The 15,208-nt window shown below is 70.8% G+C and carries 16 protein-coding genes and 1 tRNA gene; 6 read left to right on the top strand and 11 right to left on the bottom strand.

What is annotated here, in order from left to right:
- Positions 1 to 132: 132 nt before the first annotated feature.
- Positions 133 to 537, top strand: coding sequence for a RidA family protein (locus tag OEY_RS0120970; protein WP_010595737.1), 405 nt, complete (start codon positions 133 to 135; stop codon positions 535 to 537).
- Between the two features lie 52 nt (positions 538 to 589).
- The gene (locus OEY_RS0120965; protein ID WP_010595736.1) at positions 590 to 1,873 is read left to right on the top strand and encodes an MFS transporter; all 1,284 of its coding nucleotides are present in this window, start codon (positions 590 to 592) and stop codon (positions 1,871 to 1,873) included.
- 54 nt (positions 1,874 to 1,927) lie between these two features.
- On the opposite strand, the gene OEY_RS0120960 is transcribed toward OEY_RS0120965, so the two are convergent.
- The 6 genes from OEY_RS0120960 to pcaH are packed head-to-tail and all read right to left on the bottom strand — an operon-like array spanning position 1,928 to position 7,785.
- Positions 1,928 to 3,139, bottom strand: coding sequence for an acetyl-CoA C-acetyltransferase (locus OEY_RS0120960; protein ID WP_010595735.1), 1,212 nt, complete (start codon positions 3,137 to 3,139; stop codon positions 1,928 to 1,930).
- A gap of 26 nt (positions 3,140 to 3,165) precedes the next feature.
- Positions 3,166 to 3,963, bottom strand: coding sequence for an IclR family transcriptional regulator (locus OEY_RS0120955; RefSeq protein ID WP_010595734.1), 798 nt, complete (start codon positions 3,961 to 3,963; stop codon positions 3,166 to 3,168).
- Positions 3,960 to 5,126, bottom strand: coding sequence for a bifunctional 3-oxoadipate enol-lactonase/4-carboxymuconolactone decarboxylase PcaDC (gene pcaDC / locus OEY_RS0120950; RefSeq protein WP_010595733.1), 1,167 nt, complete (start codon positions 5,124 to 5,126; stop codon positions 3,960 to 3,962). Before pcaDC ends, OEY_RS0120955 begins: the two co-directional genes overlap by 4 nt.
- Entirely contained in the window at positions 5,123 to 6,463 is a 1,341-nt protein-coding gene (locus OEY_RS0120945) for a lyase family protein (RefSeq protein ID WP_010595732.1), read from the bottom strand. Before OEY_RS0120945 ends, pcaDC begins: the two co-directional genes overlap by 4 nt.
- 13 nt (positions 6,464 to 6,476) lie before the next feature.
- Positions 6,477 to 7,073, bottom strand: coding sequence for a protocatechuate 3,4-dioxygenase subunit alpha (gene pcaG / locus OEY_RS0120940; protein WP_010595731.1), 597 nt, complete (start codon positions 7,071 to 7,073; stop codon positions 6,477 to 6,479).
- A complete protein-coding gene (pcaH, locus tag OEY_RS0120935) occupies positions 7,066 to 7,785 on the bottom strand; it encodes a protocatechuate 3,4-dioxygenase subunit beta (protein WP_010595730.1) in 720 nt (239 codons plus the stop codon). The genes pcaG and pcaH overlap by 8 nt, the downstream gene beginning before the upstream one ends.
- A gap of 169 nt (positions 7,786 to 7,954) precedes the next feature.
- On the opposite strand from pcaH, the gene OEY_RS0120930 reads away from it, so the two are divergent.
- Both OEY_RS0120930 and OEY_RS0120925 read left to right on the top strand, forming a co-directional pair.
- Complete coding sequence (locus OEY_RS0120930; RefSeq protein ID WP_010595729.1) at positions 7,955 to 8,701, top strand: CoA transferase subunit A; 747 nt, start codon at positions 7,955 to 7,957, stop codon at positions 8,699 to 8,701.
- Positions 8,698 to 9,351 carry a CoA transferase subunit B gene (locus tag OEY_RS0120925; protein WP_010595728.1) on the top strand — a complete coding sequence of 218 codons (654 nt, stop codon included), beginning with the start codon at positions 8,698 to 8,700 and terminating at the stop codon, positions 9,349 to 9,351. The genes OEY_RS0120930 and OEY_RS0120925 overlap by 4 nt, the downstream gene beginning before the upstream one ends.
- 49 nt (positions 9,352 to 9,400) lie before the next feature.
- Here OEY_RS0120925 and OEY_RS0120920 read toward each other — a convergent pair whose 3' ends face one another.
- Entirely contained in the window at positions 9,401 to 10,012 is a 612-nt protein-coding gene (locus OEY_RS0120920) for a carboxymuconolactone decarboxylase family protein (protein ID WP_026137541.1), read from the bottom strand.
- A 63-nt stretch (positions 10,013 to 10,075) separates the two neighbouring features.
- On the opposite strand from OEY_RS0120920, the gene OEY_RS0120915 reads away from it, so the two are divergent.
- Both OEY_RS0120915 and OEY_RS0120910 read left to right on the top strand, forming a co-directional pair.
- Complete coding sequence (locus tag OEY_RS0120915; RefSeq protein WP_010595726.1) at positions 10,076 to 10,543, top strand: MarR family winged helix-turn-helix transcriptional regulator; 468 nt, start codon at positions 10,076 to 10,078, stop codon at positions 10,541 to 10,543.
- Between the two features lie 101 nt (positions 10,544 to 10,644).
- Positions 10,645 to 11,196 carry a peroxidase-related enzyme gene (locus tag OEY_RS0120910; protein WP_010595725.1) on the top strand — a complete coding sequence of 184 codons (552 nt, stop codon included), beginning with the start codon at positions 10,645 to 10,647 and terminating at the stop codon, positions 11,194 to 11,196.
- A 4-nt stretch (positions 11,197 to 11,200) separates the two neighbouring features.
- On the opposite strand, the gene OEY_RS0120905 is transcribed toward OEY_RS0120910, so the two are convergent.
- From OEY_RS0120905 to OEY_RS0120890, 4 genes are all read right to left on the bottom strand, one after another.
- Positions 11,201 to 12,340, bottom strand: a complete 1,140-nt coding sequence (locus OEY_RS0120905) for an AI-2E family transporter (RefSeq protein ID WP_010595724.1) — start codon at positions 12,338 to 12,340, stop codon at positions 11,201 to 11,203.
- A gap of 207 nt (positions 12,341 to 12,547) precedes the next feature.
- Positions 12,548 to 12,621 (bottom strand) — tRNA-Met (locus OEY_RS0120900).
- A gap of 12 nt (positions 12,622 to 12,633) precedes the next feature.
- A complete protein-coding gene (locus OEY_RS0120895) occupies positions 12,634 to 13,386 on the bottom strand; it encodes a FadR/GntR family transcriptional regulator (protein ID WP_029540144.1) in 753 nt (250 codons plus the stop codon).
- Positions 13,387 to 13,493: 107 nt separating this feature from the next.
- On the bottom strand, positions 13,494 to 15,161 hold the full coding sequence (locus OEY_RS0120890) for an L-lactate permease (RefSeq protein WP_010595722.1): 1,668 nt from the start codon (positions 15,159 to 15,161) through the stop codon (positions 13,494 to 13,496).
- Between the last annotated feature and the right edge of the window lie 47 nt (positions 15,162 to 15,208).

Genomic DNA, 15,208 nt, shown 5'->3' with positions numbered 1-15,208 from the left:
GCGGCTGGCCGCCGTCAACGTCGAACTCGAGCGTCGCGCGTGGGGCGTGTTCCGCACCGAGTGCTACCCGACCTACGACTTCGTGCCGGTACGCGAGCGGTTGACCCGCGAATCCGACGCACGGGTGGTCCGATGAGCCGCGTCGGCCACCCGTCCGTCCCGGAACCCCCGCGGCCGGGCATGTTCAGCAACGCCCGCGTCGTCGGCCGGCACTTCTTCGTCTCCGGTATGCACGCCGGCACCCCCGACGGTCCCGTCGGCGGCGGCGACGTCTACCGGCAGGCGCGGGAGGCGTTCCGGCGCACCCGCGTCCTGGTCGAAGCCTGCGGGGCGCAGGTCGACGACATCCTCGCCCTGCGCATCTACGTCACGGACATCGCGGACAAGGCCGCCGTCGGGCGGGCCCGGGCGGAGGTGTTCCACGGCGACTTCCCGTGCTCGACCCTGGTCGAGGTGTCGGCCCTGGTCGAGGCCGGCCTCGGCGTCGAGGTCGAGGCACAGGGCATCATCTCAGCGACCGCGACGGCGGACGCGTAATCTTCCGTTTCGACGCCCGTGGCAGGGCATCGACCGACCCGAGGACGCCATCATGCGCGGAACCGACAGCACACCGTCCCTCACCCGAACCGATGAGGACTCGCCCAACTGGCTGGTCCTCGTCCTGACCTTCGTCGCCGTCGTCCTCGACGGCTACGACACGATCGCCCTGGGCCTGTCGGTCCCGGCACTCGCGAGGGACTGGGGCGTCGCCCCGTCCCACTTCACTCCCGCGCTGTCGCTGACCAGCGCCGGCGTCGCGCTCGGCTACCTCGCCTGCGGCCGGCTCGTCGCCCGGTTCGGTGCCCGCCGCGTCGTGCTGGCGGCCGTGGTGGTGTTCACCGTCGGTTCGCTGCTGACCGCGTTCGCGTCGACGATCACCGAACTGACGGCCCTGCGGGTGCTGACCGGACTCGGTCTCGGCGCGGTGCTGCCCGCCGCCGTGTCGCATGCGACGGTGCTCAATCCGCCCCGGCTGCGGCAGTCCATCGCGGTGTTCGTCACGATGGGCATCTCGCTCGGTGCGCTGCTCGCCGGCCTGGTCGGCACGCGCCTGATCGCCGCGTTCGGCTGGGAGTCGGTGTTCCTCGCCGGCGCCGCCGCATCCGCCGTCCTGCTGCCGCTGCTGTGGATCGGACTGCCCGACGGCCGCGCCGCCGCCGGTGGGCCCGCACCGGAGGCCACGACGTCGGCGGTGCGGCAGGCCTCCGTCGCGCGCCTGTTCGACCCCGGTCTGCGCAGCCGCACGCTGCTGCTGTGGGGCTTCTCGTTCCTGATGTTCACCGTGTACTACGTCTTCTCGTCGTGGCTGCCGACGCTGCTGACGAGCTACGGGTTCTCGGCGAGCCTCGCGCCGCTGGGGTCGGCGGCGCTCGGTATCGGCAGCATCGTCGGCGCGGCGGTCCTGATGATCGGCGCGCTGCGGTTCCGGATGTCGTCGGTGCTCGTGGTCACGACGTCGCTGGCGATCGTCTTCCTCGTCGTGTCCGCGTTCCTCGGCGCCGACAAGGTGCTGCTGCTGATCGTCTTCGGTGGAGTGGGGCTCGGCGTCCAGGCGGGCATGATCGGCCAGACCGCACTGTCGGTCTCGATGTATCCGCAGGCCACCGCGACGACGGCGGTGGGCTGGTCGGCGTCGATGGGCCGGCTCGGCTCCGTGGTCGGGCCCGTCCTGGGCGGCGCACTGATCGGCCTCGGCGTCCCCACCGGCACCATCGTCCTCGTCGCCTGCGTCCCGGTCCTGGCCGCCCTGGTCCTCATCGCGGTGCTCGGCCGGATCACCGCGCCGAACGCGCTCTCGAAGACGGAACCCGCCGTCGTGCCCGCCCGCCGCTGACGCGGCTGGTGTGTCCTTTGGGCTGCCCTGGCAGCCCAAAGGACACACCGGCGGCTACGCCGCCTTCTCGAACACCGCGGCCAGGCCCTGGCCGCCGCCGATGCACATCGTCTCGAGGCCGTAGCGCCCCCCGCGACGGTCCAGTTCGCGCAGCAGGGTCGCGAGGATGCGGCCGCCGGTCGCGCCGACCGGATGGCCGAGGGAGATGCCGGAGCCGTTGGGGTTCAGGCGGGTGTCGTCGGGCTCGAGGCCCCAGCTGCGGGTCACGGCGAGGGTCTGCGCGGCGAACGCCTCGTTGAGCTCGATCACGTCCATGTCGGCCAGGGTCAGGCCGAGCCGGCCGAGGGCCTTCTCGGTGGCCGGCACCGGGCCGATGCCCATGGTGCGCGGCGGCACTCCCGCCACCGCCCAGCTCGCGAGCCGGGCCAGCGGACGCAGTCCCAGCTGGGCCGCCTTCTCGGCGGTGGTGACGATCGCGACGGCCGCACCGTCGTTCTGACCGCTGGCGTTGCCGGCGGTGACGGTCGACTCCGGATCGATCCTGGCCCGGATCGGGCGCAGCGTGGCGAGCGATTCGACGCTGGTGTCGGCGCGGGGGTGCTCGTCGGTGTCGACGACGAGCGGCTCACCCTTGCGCTGCGGCACCGACACGGGAACGATCTCCTGCGCGAAGACGCCGTTCTTCTGCGCGGCGACAGCCCGCTGGTGCGACTGCACCGCCAGGGCGTCCTGGTCCGCCCGGCTGAGGGAGAACTCGGCGCGCAGGTTCTCCGCCGTCTCGATCATGCCGCCGGGCACCGGGAAGTCGCGGCCGCCGGCGGTGACCCGCGCGCGGGCCAGCCGGTCGGACAAGGCCACGGCCTCGCCCTTGACGCCCCACCGCATGCCGGTGGCGTAGAACTCGGCCTGGCTCATCGACTCGGCGCCACCGGCGAGGATCAGGTCGCTGCCGCCGGACTGGACCTGCATGACGGCCTGCAGGATCGCCTGCAGGCCGGAGCCGCAGCGCCGGTCGACCTGCAGTCCCGGAACCTCCACGCCCAGACCGGCGTTCAATGCGGCGACGCGGCCCAGCGCGGGAGCTTCGCCGTTGGGCGAGGCCTGACCGAGGATCACGTCGTCGACGTCGGTGCCGGCGAGGCCGGTGCGGGCGACGAGCTCCCGGATCACGGTGGCGGCCAGGTCTTCCGGCGCGACGTCCTTCAGGACGCCGCCGAAACGGCCGACGGGGGTACGGAGGGGTTCGCAGATCACGACGTCGCGCATGGCACTTCCTTGTCGGGGAATCGGGGTCAGTGGTTCTGGGTCCGGGCGAGGTCGGACGAGATCGCCGCCGCGGTGTCGACCACAGCGGGCACGAGGTCGCTGTGGACGGCGTCGAGGCTGTAGCGGGCGGCCTGGGTGGAGATGTTCACGGCCGCGACGACGGCACCCGAGGCGTCGCGGATGGGTGCGGCCAGCGACCGCAGGCCCTCCTCGAGCTCCTGGTCGACGATGCAGTAGCCGTCCCGCCGGATCCGGTCGAGCTCGGCGCGCAGGTCGTCGGGAGTGACGAGGGTCCGCGACGTGAGGGGCTCGAGCGTCGCGGTGGCGAGGTAGGCGTCGAGGTCGGCGGGGGACAGGCCGGCCAGCAGCACCCGGCCCATCGACGTGGCGTGCGCCGGGAAGCGGGTGCCGATGGTGATGGAGACGGTCATGATGCGGCTGACCGGCACCCGCGCGACGTACACGACGTCGCCGCCGTCGAGCACGGACACCGACGTCGACTCGTGCACCTTCTGGGCGAGCGCCTCGAGGTGCGGGCGGGCGACGTCCGGCAGCGTCAGACTCGACAGGTAGCTGTAGCCGAGTTCGAGCACGCGCGGCGTCAGCCAGAACTGGGAGCCGTCCGTACGTACGTATCCGAGCTCGACCAGGGTGAGCAGGAACCGTCGCGCGGTGGCCCGGGTCAGGTCGGTGGCCTTGGCGACCTCGCTGAGGGTACGGCGCGGATGCTCGGCGTCGAATGCCTTGATGACGGACAGTCCGCGGGCGAGGGACTGCACGTAGTCCGGCGACGCCGCGATCGGTTCGCCGTGGGTCATCGTCATGTGGTGCTCCCCTCGCCGTCTGCGAGTGCCTGCCGGCCGAGCGCGAAGGCCCGGTTGCTGTTCGGCACTCCCGCGTAGATCGCGGTGTGCAGGAATACTTCCACGAGCTCGTCGGGGTCGGCTCCGGCGCGCAGCGCGGCCCGGATGTGCATGTCGAGTTCGTGTTCGTTGCCGACGGCGGTGAGGATCGCCAGGGTCAGCAGCCGGCGGGTGTGGTGGTCCAGGCCCGGCCGCGACCACACATCGCCCCACGCGGTGCGGGTGATGAAATCCTGGAACGGCCGGGTGAACTCGGTGGCCGACGCCACGGCCCGGTCGACGTGGGCGTCGCCGAGGACCGTGCGCCGCACCCGCATGCCCTGCTCGAACGCGGCGGTGCGCTGCGCACCGGCGGGCGTCGCACGGGTGATGTGTTCGCGGATGAGGGCGGTGATCCGGCCGGCCTGCTCGACGTTGGCCAGGTGCGCGCCCGGGCCGACGACGTGGAAGTCGGCGCCGGCGATGCCGTCGGCGATGAGCTGCATGGTGGCCGGCGGGGTGGCCGGATCCTGGTCGCCGGCGACGACGAGGGTGGGCGCGACGATGCGGGCCAGGTCGGGGCGCCCGTCCCACGTCGCGAGCGCCTCGCAGCAGGCGGCGTATCCCTCGTCGCTCGTGCCGGAGACCATCTGCACGTGCCGTGCGACGAGTTCGGGGTCGCGTTCGGCGAGTTCGGGGGTGAACCAGCGGCCGACGATCGACTCGGCGATCGATGCCAGCCCGTCGGCGCGGACGGTCGCGGCGCGGTCGAGCCACGGCTGGGCCGGGGCGAACGCGGCGGACGTGCACAGCAGCGTCAGGGTGCGGATGCGCTCGGGACGGTGCGCGGCGAGCCACTGGCCGACGGCACCGCCGAGCGACAGGCCCACGAAGTGCACCGAGTCGAGGCCGAGGGAATCGAGGAGCGCGACGACGTCGCCACCGAGATCGGCCACCGTGTAGGGCCCGTCGACGACGGGTGACTTGCCGTGCCCGCGGTGGTCGACGGCGACGACGTTCGCGATCGGGGACAGCGCGGTGATCTGCGGCGTCCACATCGACCGGTCGGAGCCGAGGGAGCCGAGCAGCACGACCGGCGGGGCCGCGGGGTCGCCGTACTGTTCGTAGTCGAGCGTGACTGTCATGCTTGTCCTCCGAGGAGCCGGTCGTGGTGGGCGAGGGCACGGTCGACGAGATCGCCGGCGTGGCCGAGGTAGCGGGTGGGGTCCAGCAGGGCGCGGACCCGGTCGGCACCGAGGTGTCCGGTGATCGCCGGGTCGCGGTCGAGGGGGGTGCCGGTCTGCGCGGCGGCGGTGACGATGTCGCGGGCCTCGTCGGTGTGCTGGGCCAGGGCGGCGGTGACCTTCTCGGCGAGGATCGCGCCGCCCGTGCGGTCGAGGTTGCGGGCGAGTGCGTCCGGGTGGACGTGCAGTCCGCCGAGGCTGGTCGAAAGCTGATGTGCCGCACCGCCGGTCAGGCGCAACAGGTCGGTGAGCGGCTCCCATTCGGCGTGCCACGCGCCCGCGGCGCGGGCGAATTCGTGGTCGGTCGATGCGAGCACGGTCGCGACCAGGCCGGGTACCCGGCGGGCGGCGGCACGGGCGGTGATCGCGGCGACCGGGTTGCGCTTGTGCGGCATCGCCGACGAACCGCCGGGCGCGTCCTCGCTCACCTCGCCGACTTCGGTGGCGGCCATGAGCACGACGTCGGTGGCGGGTTTGGCGACAGCACCGGCGGCGACGCCGAGCGCCGTCGCGAGCCGGGTGACCGGGGTGCGGGCGGTGTGCCACGGCACGAGGGGCCGGGCGAGGCCGAGCAGGTCGGCGAGGGTGTCCGCGAACGCGAGTCCGTCGGGGTGCACGGCCGCGAGAGTTCCTGCTGCTCCGCCGTATTGGGCCGGCAGATCGCCGAGGGCGCGGTCCAGTTCGGAGGTGGCGTCGTCGAGTGCGACGAGCCACGTCGCGGCGAGGGCGCCGAACGTGGTGGGCAGCGCCTGCTGGCCGAGGGTGCGGGCGACCGTCGGGGTGTCACGGTGCCGGCGGGCCAGGTGCGCCGCGGCGTCGGCGGCGTCGCGCAGCTCGGCGACGACGCGCCGGCCGGCCTCGCGGGCGAGCAGCATCAGCGCGGAGTCGAGGACGTCCTGGCTGGTGGCCCCGACGTGCACCGCGGCGGCGGGGGCGTCCGCGCGCGCCCGCAGGATCTTCACCAGCGGGATCACCGGATTGCCCCCGGCCGCCGAGAGCCGGCCCAGTTCGGCCGGGTCCAGGTCGCGGCCGAGGTCGTCGGCCGCGGCGGCGACGGCGACGACATCGGCGGGGGTCGCCCGACCGTGCTTCTCGGCGGCGCGGGTGATCGCCACCTCCACCTCGAGCAGGGCGGTGATCCACGCGCGGTCGGACAGCAGCGGCGCGAGGTCGGCGGCGCCGAACACGGGGTCGAAGAGGGCACCGCGGGTGGGGTCGGACTGCGCCGGCACGGTCAAGACACGCTCCCGTCTAGATCGCGAAGAACGGCGTCTCCACACCGTTCGGATCGAGGTCCTGAACGTACACGGTCCAGACGTACCCGTCGTCGGACTTCTCGGCGATCAGCTTGCGCCGCTGCGTTTCCGGCAGCGCGGCGAGCACCGGGTCGGTCGCGTGCGCGGCGAGATCCTCCGGGAAGTACAGGCGGGTGCAGAGACGATCGAGCATGCCGCGGGCGAAGATCCCGACGTTCAGGTGCGGCGCCTCGTCGGCGTCCGTGTCGGACTCGTGGGCGCCGGGCTTGATCGTGTAGACGGTGGCGGTGCCGGTCTCGTCGGCGGCGCTGCGGGCGAAGCCGCGGAAACCGTCGGTGCCGAACCGGCCGTCGGCGTCGGCCTGCCAGGTCTCGACCATCGCGTCGGCGATCGGCGTACGGTCACCGTCGATCACGGTGATCCGCACGGTGATCCGGCCGGGCGTGTCGGCGGGGACGACGTTCTCACCGTCGGCGCCCCAGTCGAGGCCGATCTTCCAGTACGGGCCGACGGTCTGCGACGGCGTGGGGCCGAAGGTGGCCGTGCTCTGGTCGCCGGGGGTGACGGGGTAACGAGGAGCGAACTCACTCATCGTCGTCCTCCTCGTTCTCGAAGGGGGTGGCCTCGCGGCCGCGCAGGACGATGTCGAAACGGAATCCGAGGGCCCAGTTGTCGACGGTGGCGTCGTAGTCGAAGACGCTGACCATGCGGTGCCGTGCCTCGGCGGGCACCGAGTTGTAGATCGGGTCCTGGAAGAACATCGGGTCGTCGGGGAAGTACATCTGGGTGACGAGCCGCTGGGTGAACGCCGTGCCGAACAGCGAGAAGTGGATGTGGGCGGGGCGCCACGCGTTGTGGTGGTTGCGCCACGGGTAGGCGCCGGGCTTGATCGTGGTGAACCGGTAGTTGCCCTGGGCGTCGGTGACGCACCGGCCGACGCCGTCGAAGTGCGGGTCGAGCGGGGCGGGCCAGTTGTCGTTCACGTGCCGGTACCGGCCGGCGGCGTTGGCCTGCCACACCTCGAGCAGCGTGTGCGGGACGGGCTTGCCGTCGCTGTCGAGCACCCGGCCGTGCACGATGATGCGCTGCCCGGCGGCCTCGCCGCCGTGGGCGAGGGTCAGGTCGGCGTCGCCCTCCTGCACGCGGTCCTCGCCGAAGACGGGTCCGGTGAGTTCGCCGAGGCGCTGCGGGATCAGCGTCAGCGGCTGGGCCGGGCGGCGCAGCGCGGTGGTCCGGTAGTCGGGGAAGTCCAGCGGCGGGTGTGCGCCGTCGGGGCGCGCAAAGCGGGGCGGCAGATGAAGCATGAGACCTCGGTGTTCGGCGCGTGTTCGCGATATGGACGGAGGGACGCTATGCGTACAAGGCTAGTGGGTCACCCGGCACGAATCAATATTCGAAACTGAAACAGTATCGAAATGGTTCGCATGACGGACGAGGGTTCACATTACGTACGACTGGCGCTATCGTAAGGGCATGGACAAAGTCGTTGCCACCGCCGCCGAGGCCGTAGCCGACATCCCGAACGGCGTCACCATCGCCGTGGGCGGATTCGGCCTGGTCGGCGTCCCGGAAATCCTCATCAACGCGCTGCTCGACCAGGGCGCCACCGACCTCGAGACGGTCAGCAACAACTGCGGCACCGACGGCTTCGGCCTCGGCGTACTGCTGGAGAAGGGGCGCATCCGACGCACCATCTCCTCCTACGTCGGCTCCAACAAGGAGTTCGCCCGCCAGTACCTCTCCGGCGAGCTCGAGGTGGAACTGACCCCGCAGGGCACCCTCGCCGAGCGGCTGCGCGCCGGCGGCGCGGGCATCCCCGCGTTCTTCACCCCGGCCGGCGTGGGCACCCAGGTCGAGGAGGGCGGGCTTCCGCTGCGCTACGACGGCAACGGCGGCATCGCGGTCGCGTCGCCCCCGAAGGAGGTCCGCGAGTTCGACGGCGAGACCTACGTCATGGAGCGCGGAATCGTCGCCGACTACGCCCTGGTGCACGCCTGGAAGGGCGACCGGCACGGCAACCTCGTCTATCGCGCGAGCGCCCGCAACTTCAACCCGCCCGCCGCCACGTCGGGCCGCATCACCATCGCGCAGGTCGAGCACCTCGTCGAACCGGGCGAGCTCGACCCCAACGAGATCCACACCCCCGGCATCCACGTCCAGCGCGTCGTGCCCGTCGGACCTGTCACTGTCGGCATCGAGAATCGGACGGTTCGTTCATGACCCAGACCGCCACCACCGTGAAGAAGCTGACCCGCGAGCAGATGGCCGCGCGTGTGGCCCGGGAACTCTCGGACGGGCAGTACGTCAACCTCGGCATCGGCATGCCGACCCTGGTGCCCAACTACCTCGATCCGGGCGTCGAGGTCATCCTGCACTCGGAGAACGGCGTGCTCGGCGTCGGCCCGTACCCGACCGAGGACGAACTCGATCCCGAACTGATCAACGCCGGTAAGGAAACCATCACCACCATTGCGGGTGCGTCGTTCTTCGATTCGGCGCAGTCGTTCGGGATGATCCGCGGCGGCCAGATCGACGTCGCCGTCCTGGGCGCGATGCAGGTCTCCGCGAAGGGCGACATCGCCAACTGGATGATCCCCGGCGCGATGGTCAAGGGCATGGGCGGCGCGATGGACCTCGTCCACGGTGCCAAGCGCGTCATCGTGATGATGGAACACGTCACGAAGAAGGGTGAACCGAAGATCTTCGACGAGTGCACCCTGCCGCTGACCGGCAAGCGCTGCGTCCAGCGGATCATCACCGACATGGCCGTCATCGACGTCACCGACGAGGGCCTGAAGCTCGTCGAGACCGCGCCCGGCGTGAGCGTCGACGACGTCGTCGCCGCGACGGCCGCGACCCTTCTCGTCTGATCTCACCGTCTCCGAAAGGCTCACGGGCCGAACACTTACGGGCCGAATGTCACACCGCGTCGATCTGACCGACCGAATGTGACATTCGGCCCGTCGGCGTCGGAGCCGGTGCGGGGTGCCACGCGAACGAAGCGAGCGGCGGGTCCAGTTCGGCACCGGTGAGGCGGTTGGCGAGCGTCGAGAGGGTGAAGGTGCCGACGCCGAGGACGACGTCGAGTGCATGGCGGGTGGTGAAGCCGGCGGCGGTGAACGCGGCCCACCGGTCGGCCGGGACCGCGCCCGCCGAGTCGAGCACGGCGACGGTGAATGTCCGCAGGGCCTCGAGTCGGGGATCGGTGAGCGGTCGGCCGGCCCGCAGGGCGTCGACGAGGTTGCCCGGCGCACCCATCCGCGTCAGCACGGCGGTGTGCAGTGCGACGCAGACGTGGCATTCGTTGCGCGTGGCGATCGTCAGCACGAGCACCTCGCGTTCGAGTTCGTCGAGGCTGCTGCGCTCGAACAGCGCACCGGCGCGGGTGAAGGCGGACAACAGTTCGGGGGATTCCGCCATGAGCGCCACGGCTGCCGGCACGTAGCCGAACTTCTGCCGGATCGCTTCCATGGTGGCCCGCGACGCCGGGGGTGCAGTCTCGGGTCGATGGTGGAGGAATGCTGTGGACACGGGACGGCCTCCGATAAGATAGACAATGTGGTTGACGAAATAGTAAACCGAGTTGTCGAAAATGTGCAAGACCCGACCCCGGGCTACGAGCTGCCCCTGCTCCTGTTCGCCGGATTCCGCTCGCTCGTCGACGCGCTGCATCGCCGGCTGGCCGAGGAGGGTCACCCGGACGTGCGTCCGGCCCACGGGTTCGCGATGCAGGCCGTCGGAGCGACCGGCGCGTCGGCGAGCGAGATCGGACGCCGCCTCGGCGTCTCCAAGCAGGCCGCCGGCAAGACCGTCGACCGGCTCGAGCGTCTCGGTTACGTTCGGCGCGAGCCGGATCCGTCGGACGCGCGGGCGCGGATCGTCGTGCTCACCGACCGGGGCCTCGACTGCCTGCGGCGGTCGGCGGTGATCTTCGACGACCTGCGGGCGGAGTGGGGGCGGACGCTCGGTGCGGACCGGCTCGAGCGCCTCGAGGTCGACCTGCGCGCCGTCACGCACGGTCAGGACGTCCGGCTCGACGCGCAGGCGTGGTTCGACCGGTAGCCGGGGCGGCTGGGGGATCTGGACAACTCGGTTAACAGCGATTAACTTCGAGACTCGTTGCCGACGGACCAGGAGGCCCCGTGAGTACGCGCTTTCCCGCCATGGAACTGAAGGATCTGCCCGAGGACATCGCCGCGCGCGTGCTCGAGGTGCAGGAGAAGTCGGGCTTCGTGCCCAACGTGTTCCTCACCTTCGCGCGACGTCCCGCCGAGTGGCGGGCCTTCTTCGCCTACCACGACGCGATCATGCTGCGCGAGGACTCCGGCCTCACCAAGGGCGACCGCGAGATGATCGTGACGACGATCTCCGCCGCCAACAACTGCCTGTACTGCGTCGTCGCGCACGGGGCGATCCTGCGGATCTACGAGAAGAAGCCGACGGTGGCGGATCAGGTGGCGATCAACTACCGCACCGCGGACATCACCGCGCGCCAGCGCGCGATGCTCGACTTCGCCACCAAGGTCAACGAGCGGGCATACGAGATCGACGACGCGGACTTCGAGGCTCTGCACGCACACGGCTTCACGGACGAGGACGCCTGGGACATCGCCTCCGTCACGGCGTTCTTCGGTCTGAGCAACAGGATGGCCGGCGTCGCCGGCATGATGCCCAATCCGGAGTTCTACCTGATGGGCCGGGTCCCCCGCGCGTAGCCGCTCAGCCGTCGCCCGGTTCGGGGCCGGGCGCGGCGGTGGCGTCCGTGTCGCCGGTGTCGATGACGAGTTCGTAGCGCCGGCCGTACGTTTCCACGAGAGCCTGGAGGACGGCGACGACCGGGACCGACACCAGCGCACCGATCGCACCGAACAGCGACGCCCCGACGATCACCGACCCGAACGCGACGGCCGGATGGATCGACACGGTCTTCGACGTGATGCGCGGGTGCAGGACGTAGTTCTCGACCTGCTGGTAGGCCGTGCCGAACAGCACCACCCACAACCCGTCGATCGGCTGGTTGGCCGCGGCGATGATCGCGGGCAGCGCGATCGCCAGGTACGTCCCGAGGGTGGGCACGAACTGCGAGACGATTCCGGTCCACAACGCGAGCGGCAGCCAGTACGGCACGCCGATGATCATGAGGAAGATGCCGGTGCCCACGGCGCTGACCGCACCGAGGATGAGGCGGGAGACGACGTAGCCACCGGCCTTCTCGACGGAAATCTCCCACACGGTCGAGATGACTCGTTGCTGCCGGGCCGGGAACCAGCTCGAGATCGTGCGGCGCATCGCCGGGCCCTCGGCCGACATGTAGAACACGAACAGCAGCATGGTCATGGCCTGGAAGACCACGCCCACCACCGACGACACCACGCCGAGCACGCCGGGGGTGAACCGCTGAACCAGATCGCGCACCGTCTCGGGGGTCAGTCGCAGCAGTTCCGGACCCGTGGTGAAGTTCGTGTCGAAGACACGATTGGCCCATTCGGTGACTGCGGTCAGCGCGTCCGGTAAGGCTTTCAGCAACTGGCCCAACTGTTCGGCGAGCAACGTCCCGAACAGAGCGACGAATCCGACGGCGAACGCCAGCAGTCCGAACAGCACCAACCCGGTGGCCGCTCCCCGGCGCAGCCCGTGACGCTCGAGCCAGTCGACGACGGGCTCGAGCGTGATGCTCAGCAACCATGCGAGAAACAGCAATCCGAGGAAGCCGCGCAGGTTGTGGAACAGCCAACCGGACAGCTGGTAGGCGGCGACGGCAAGGAGGACGTACAGGATCGCCGGGCGAAGCCACTGTGGAGCCCGGGGTCCGTTGCGTTTGCGGTGTGCCGGCAGCGGGGCCGGCCCGTCCTCGCTCATCGCACTCTCCGCGGTCGCCCGACAGATCCGTTCACAGCCGGAATCTACCCGTCCGCGCCGCCCGGGCAGAGCGAATGTATCGGTCGCCACCACTATCGAGACGGACGATGCCTTCGCTCGACGAGGCCGGGACGAGCGCGAGGCGAGCCGGACGAGGCCGATACGACGAAACCGGCCCGGACTCGTGAGAGTCCGGGCCGGCGGGGGGAGCGGGGACAGGGTTTGAACCTGCGACCTCTGGGTTATGAGCCCAGCGAGCTACCGAGCTGCTCCACCCCGCGTTGCATCACCGACTATACACGAGGCGGAGAGTGCTCCGTTCCAGGGTCGTCCGGGCGGTCCTGGAGACGCCCGAGGCTCTCCGCGTAGTAGCCACGAATGTGGTCGACGATGCGGGAGCGGGCGAGGTCGGCGTCGCCGGCGCGGACCGCCTCGAGCAGTCCCCGGTGCTCGCACCGCAGCCGGGCACACGTCGTGGGCCAGGTGGCGAGCGGAGCGCCGGCGAGCACGTAGCTCTCGATGGAGTCGCGCAGTCCGGTCATCATCGCCGCGATCACCTGGTTCCCGGCTGCGTCCGCCATCGCGATGTGGAACCGGGCGTCGAGCACCAGGAACTCGTGGGCCACGAGTTCGGCGTCGTCCATCGCGTCGAGCAGTTGTTCCGCGTGGGCGAGGTCGGGGGCCGGATCGCTCCCGGCCAGGGCGCGCATCACCTCCGTCTCGAGGACGAGCCGGGTCCGGACCACGTCCGCCACCGGGAAGCTCTGCGCCGCCACCTGCATGCGCATGAGCATCGACATGCCCCCGGTGGGGCGCGAGACGATCATCGCGCCCGCCGTCGGCCCGGATCCGGTCTGGGCGCTGAGCAACCCGAGCGCCTCCATGACGCGCAGGGCCTCCCGCACCGACGAGCGGCCCACGCCGAGATCGGCGGCCAGGACGCGCTCCCCGGGCAACCGTTGGCCGGGCGCGAGTTGTCCCGAGACCAGTTGCTGCTCGAGGTGGTTCAACACGGTCTCCCATGCGCGGGGCTCGGAGTGCGGCATGGTGTGAGCCTATGCCGGTCGCCGGACGGGCCGGACGCTCGGCGGCCGGGCGCGGCGTTCCGGGTGCGGCAGAGGAGATCCCGTGCCGCGTCCTCCCGGGGGACGACTCACGGCAGCATCCACGACAGCACCGGCGTCGACTGGAGATAGACCAGCACGCACAGCAGGGCCAGCATGCCGACGCTGTAGCCGACGACCTTGCGCAGCAGCAGCGGCTCGCTGCCCGGCCGGCCGACAGCGGTCGCCGCGATGGTGAGGTTCTGCGGGCTGATGAGCTTGCCCACGACACCGCCCGAGGTGTTCGCCGCGACCAGCAGCGTCGGATCGATGCCCGCGGCCTGCCCCGCGGTCTGCTGCAGCCGCGCGAACAGCGCGTTCGCCGAGGTGTCCGAGCCGGTCACCGCGGTGCCCAGCCAGCCCAGGATCGGCGACAGCAACGCGAAGATCGCGCCGGTTCCGGCGAGCCACGTGCCGATGGCGACGGTCTGCCCGGAATGGTTCATCACGTAGGCCAGGCCGAGCACCGTGGCCACGGTGGCGACGGAAAGCCGCATCTTCCACAGTGTCCCGGGGAAGGTGCTGAGAGTCAGGCGCACGGTCATCGGGAACCGGCCGCCGCCGCTGAACACCGTGTACACGAGGCCGACGACGATGCCCGAGAACAGCAGGAGGGTACCGGGATTCGACAGCCACGGCAGCGTGTAGATCGCGCCCGTCGACGGATCTCCGCTCGCGGTGAGCAGATTCCCGTACAGGCCCGGCCATTCGACCTTGATATCGGTGCCCGCCAGCCACTTCGGCACGTCCACGCCGAGCGTCCACAGCTTGGCGATGCCGAACACGACGATGACGAGCAGGTACGGGAACAGCGCCATCGCCGTGCGTGCGGCACCGATCGGTTCCGCGGTGACGTGCGAGTGCTGGTCGTCGGGGGTGCTCGGACGCCAGAACCGCAGCATGACCACGGCCGCGGCGAGGCCGACGAGGGAGGCGACGACGTCCGTGAGCTCGTACGAGAAGTGGCTCGAGCACCAGTACTGCGCGATCGCGAACGCGAAGCCGGTGACCAGCGCGATCGGCCACACCTGGCGGACGCCGCGCCGGCCGTCGACCAGCAGCAGCAACAGGATCGGCACGAACCAGGCGAGCACCGGTGTCTGCCGGCCGACGACGGCGGCGATCTCGGTCGCCGGGATACCGGTGAGGTTTCCGGCGGTGGTGATCGGAATTGCCATGGCGCCGAACGCGACCGGTGCGGTGTTCGCGACGAGTACGGTGACGGCGGCGCGGATCGGGGGCATGCCGATCGCGATGAGCATCGCGCCGGTGATCGCGACCGGTGCCCCGAAACCGGCGAGCGCCTCGAGCATTCCGCCGAAGCAGAAGGCGATGAGCATCGCCTGGATGCGCATGTCGCCGTGACCGACGGAGTTGAACACGTGCCGCAGGTCTTCGAAACGTCCACTGACGACGGTGAGTTCGTAGAACCAGATCGCGGTGACGACGATCCACATGACCGGGAACAGGCCGAACGTGAAGCCCTGCAGGGCGGACAGTCCGGCCAGCGGCGCCGGCATCCCGAAGCCGACGACGGCGACGACGAGGGCCACGGCGAGCGCGCCGAGCCCGGAGTACCAGGCCTTGAGTTTGAGGCCGGCGAGGAGCACGAAGAAGGTCAGGAGGGGGACCAGGCCCAGCAGAGCCGTCGCGGTGAGGTTGCCGGCGACGGCGGTGGTCGACGGTGTGTACGTCACCGCGAGCAGTTCGGTTTCCACATGAAACTCCAGGTTTGCGTCGCGGACCGCGACGGGATCTGTGGTCA

This window comes from Rhodococcus sp. P14 (genome assembly GCF_000256505.1).
In the GTDB taxonomy this organism is placed as follows: domain Bacteria; phylum Actinomycetota; class Actinomycetes; order Mycobacteriales; family Mycobacteriaceae; genus Rhodococcus; species Rhodococcus ruber.
The sequence above is the reverse complement of the archived record's forward strand: the minus strand, read 5'-3'. Positions and strand labels throughout refer to the sequence as shown.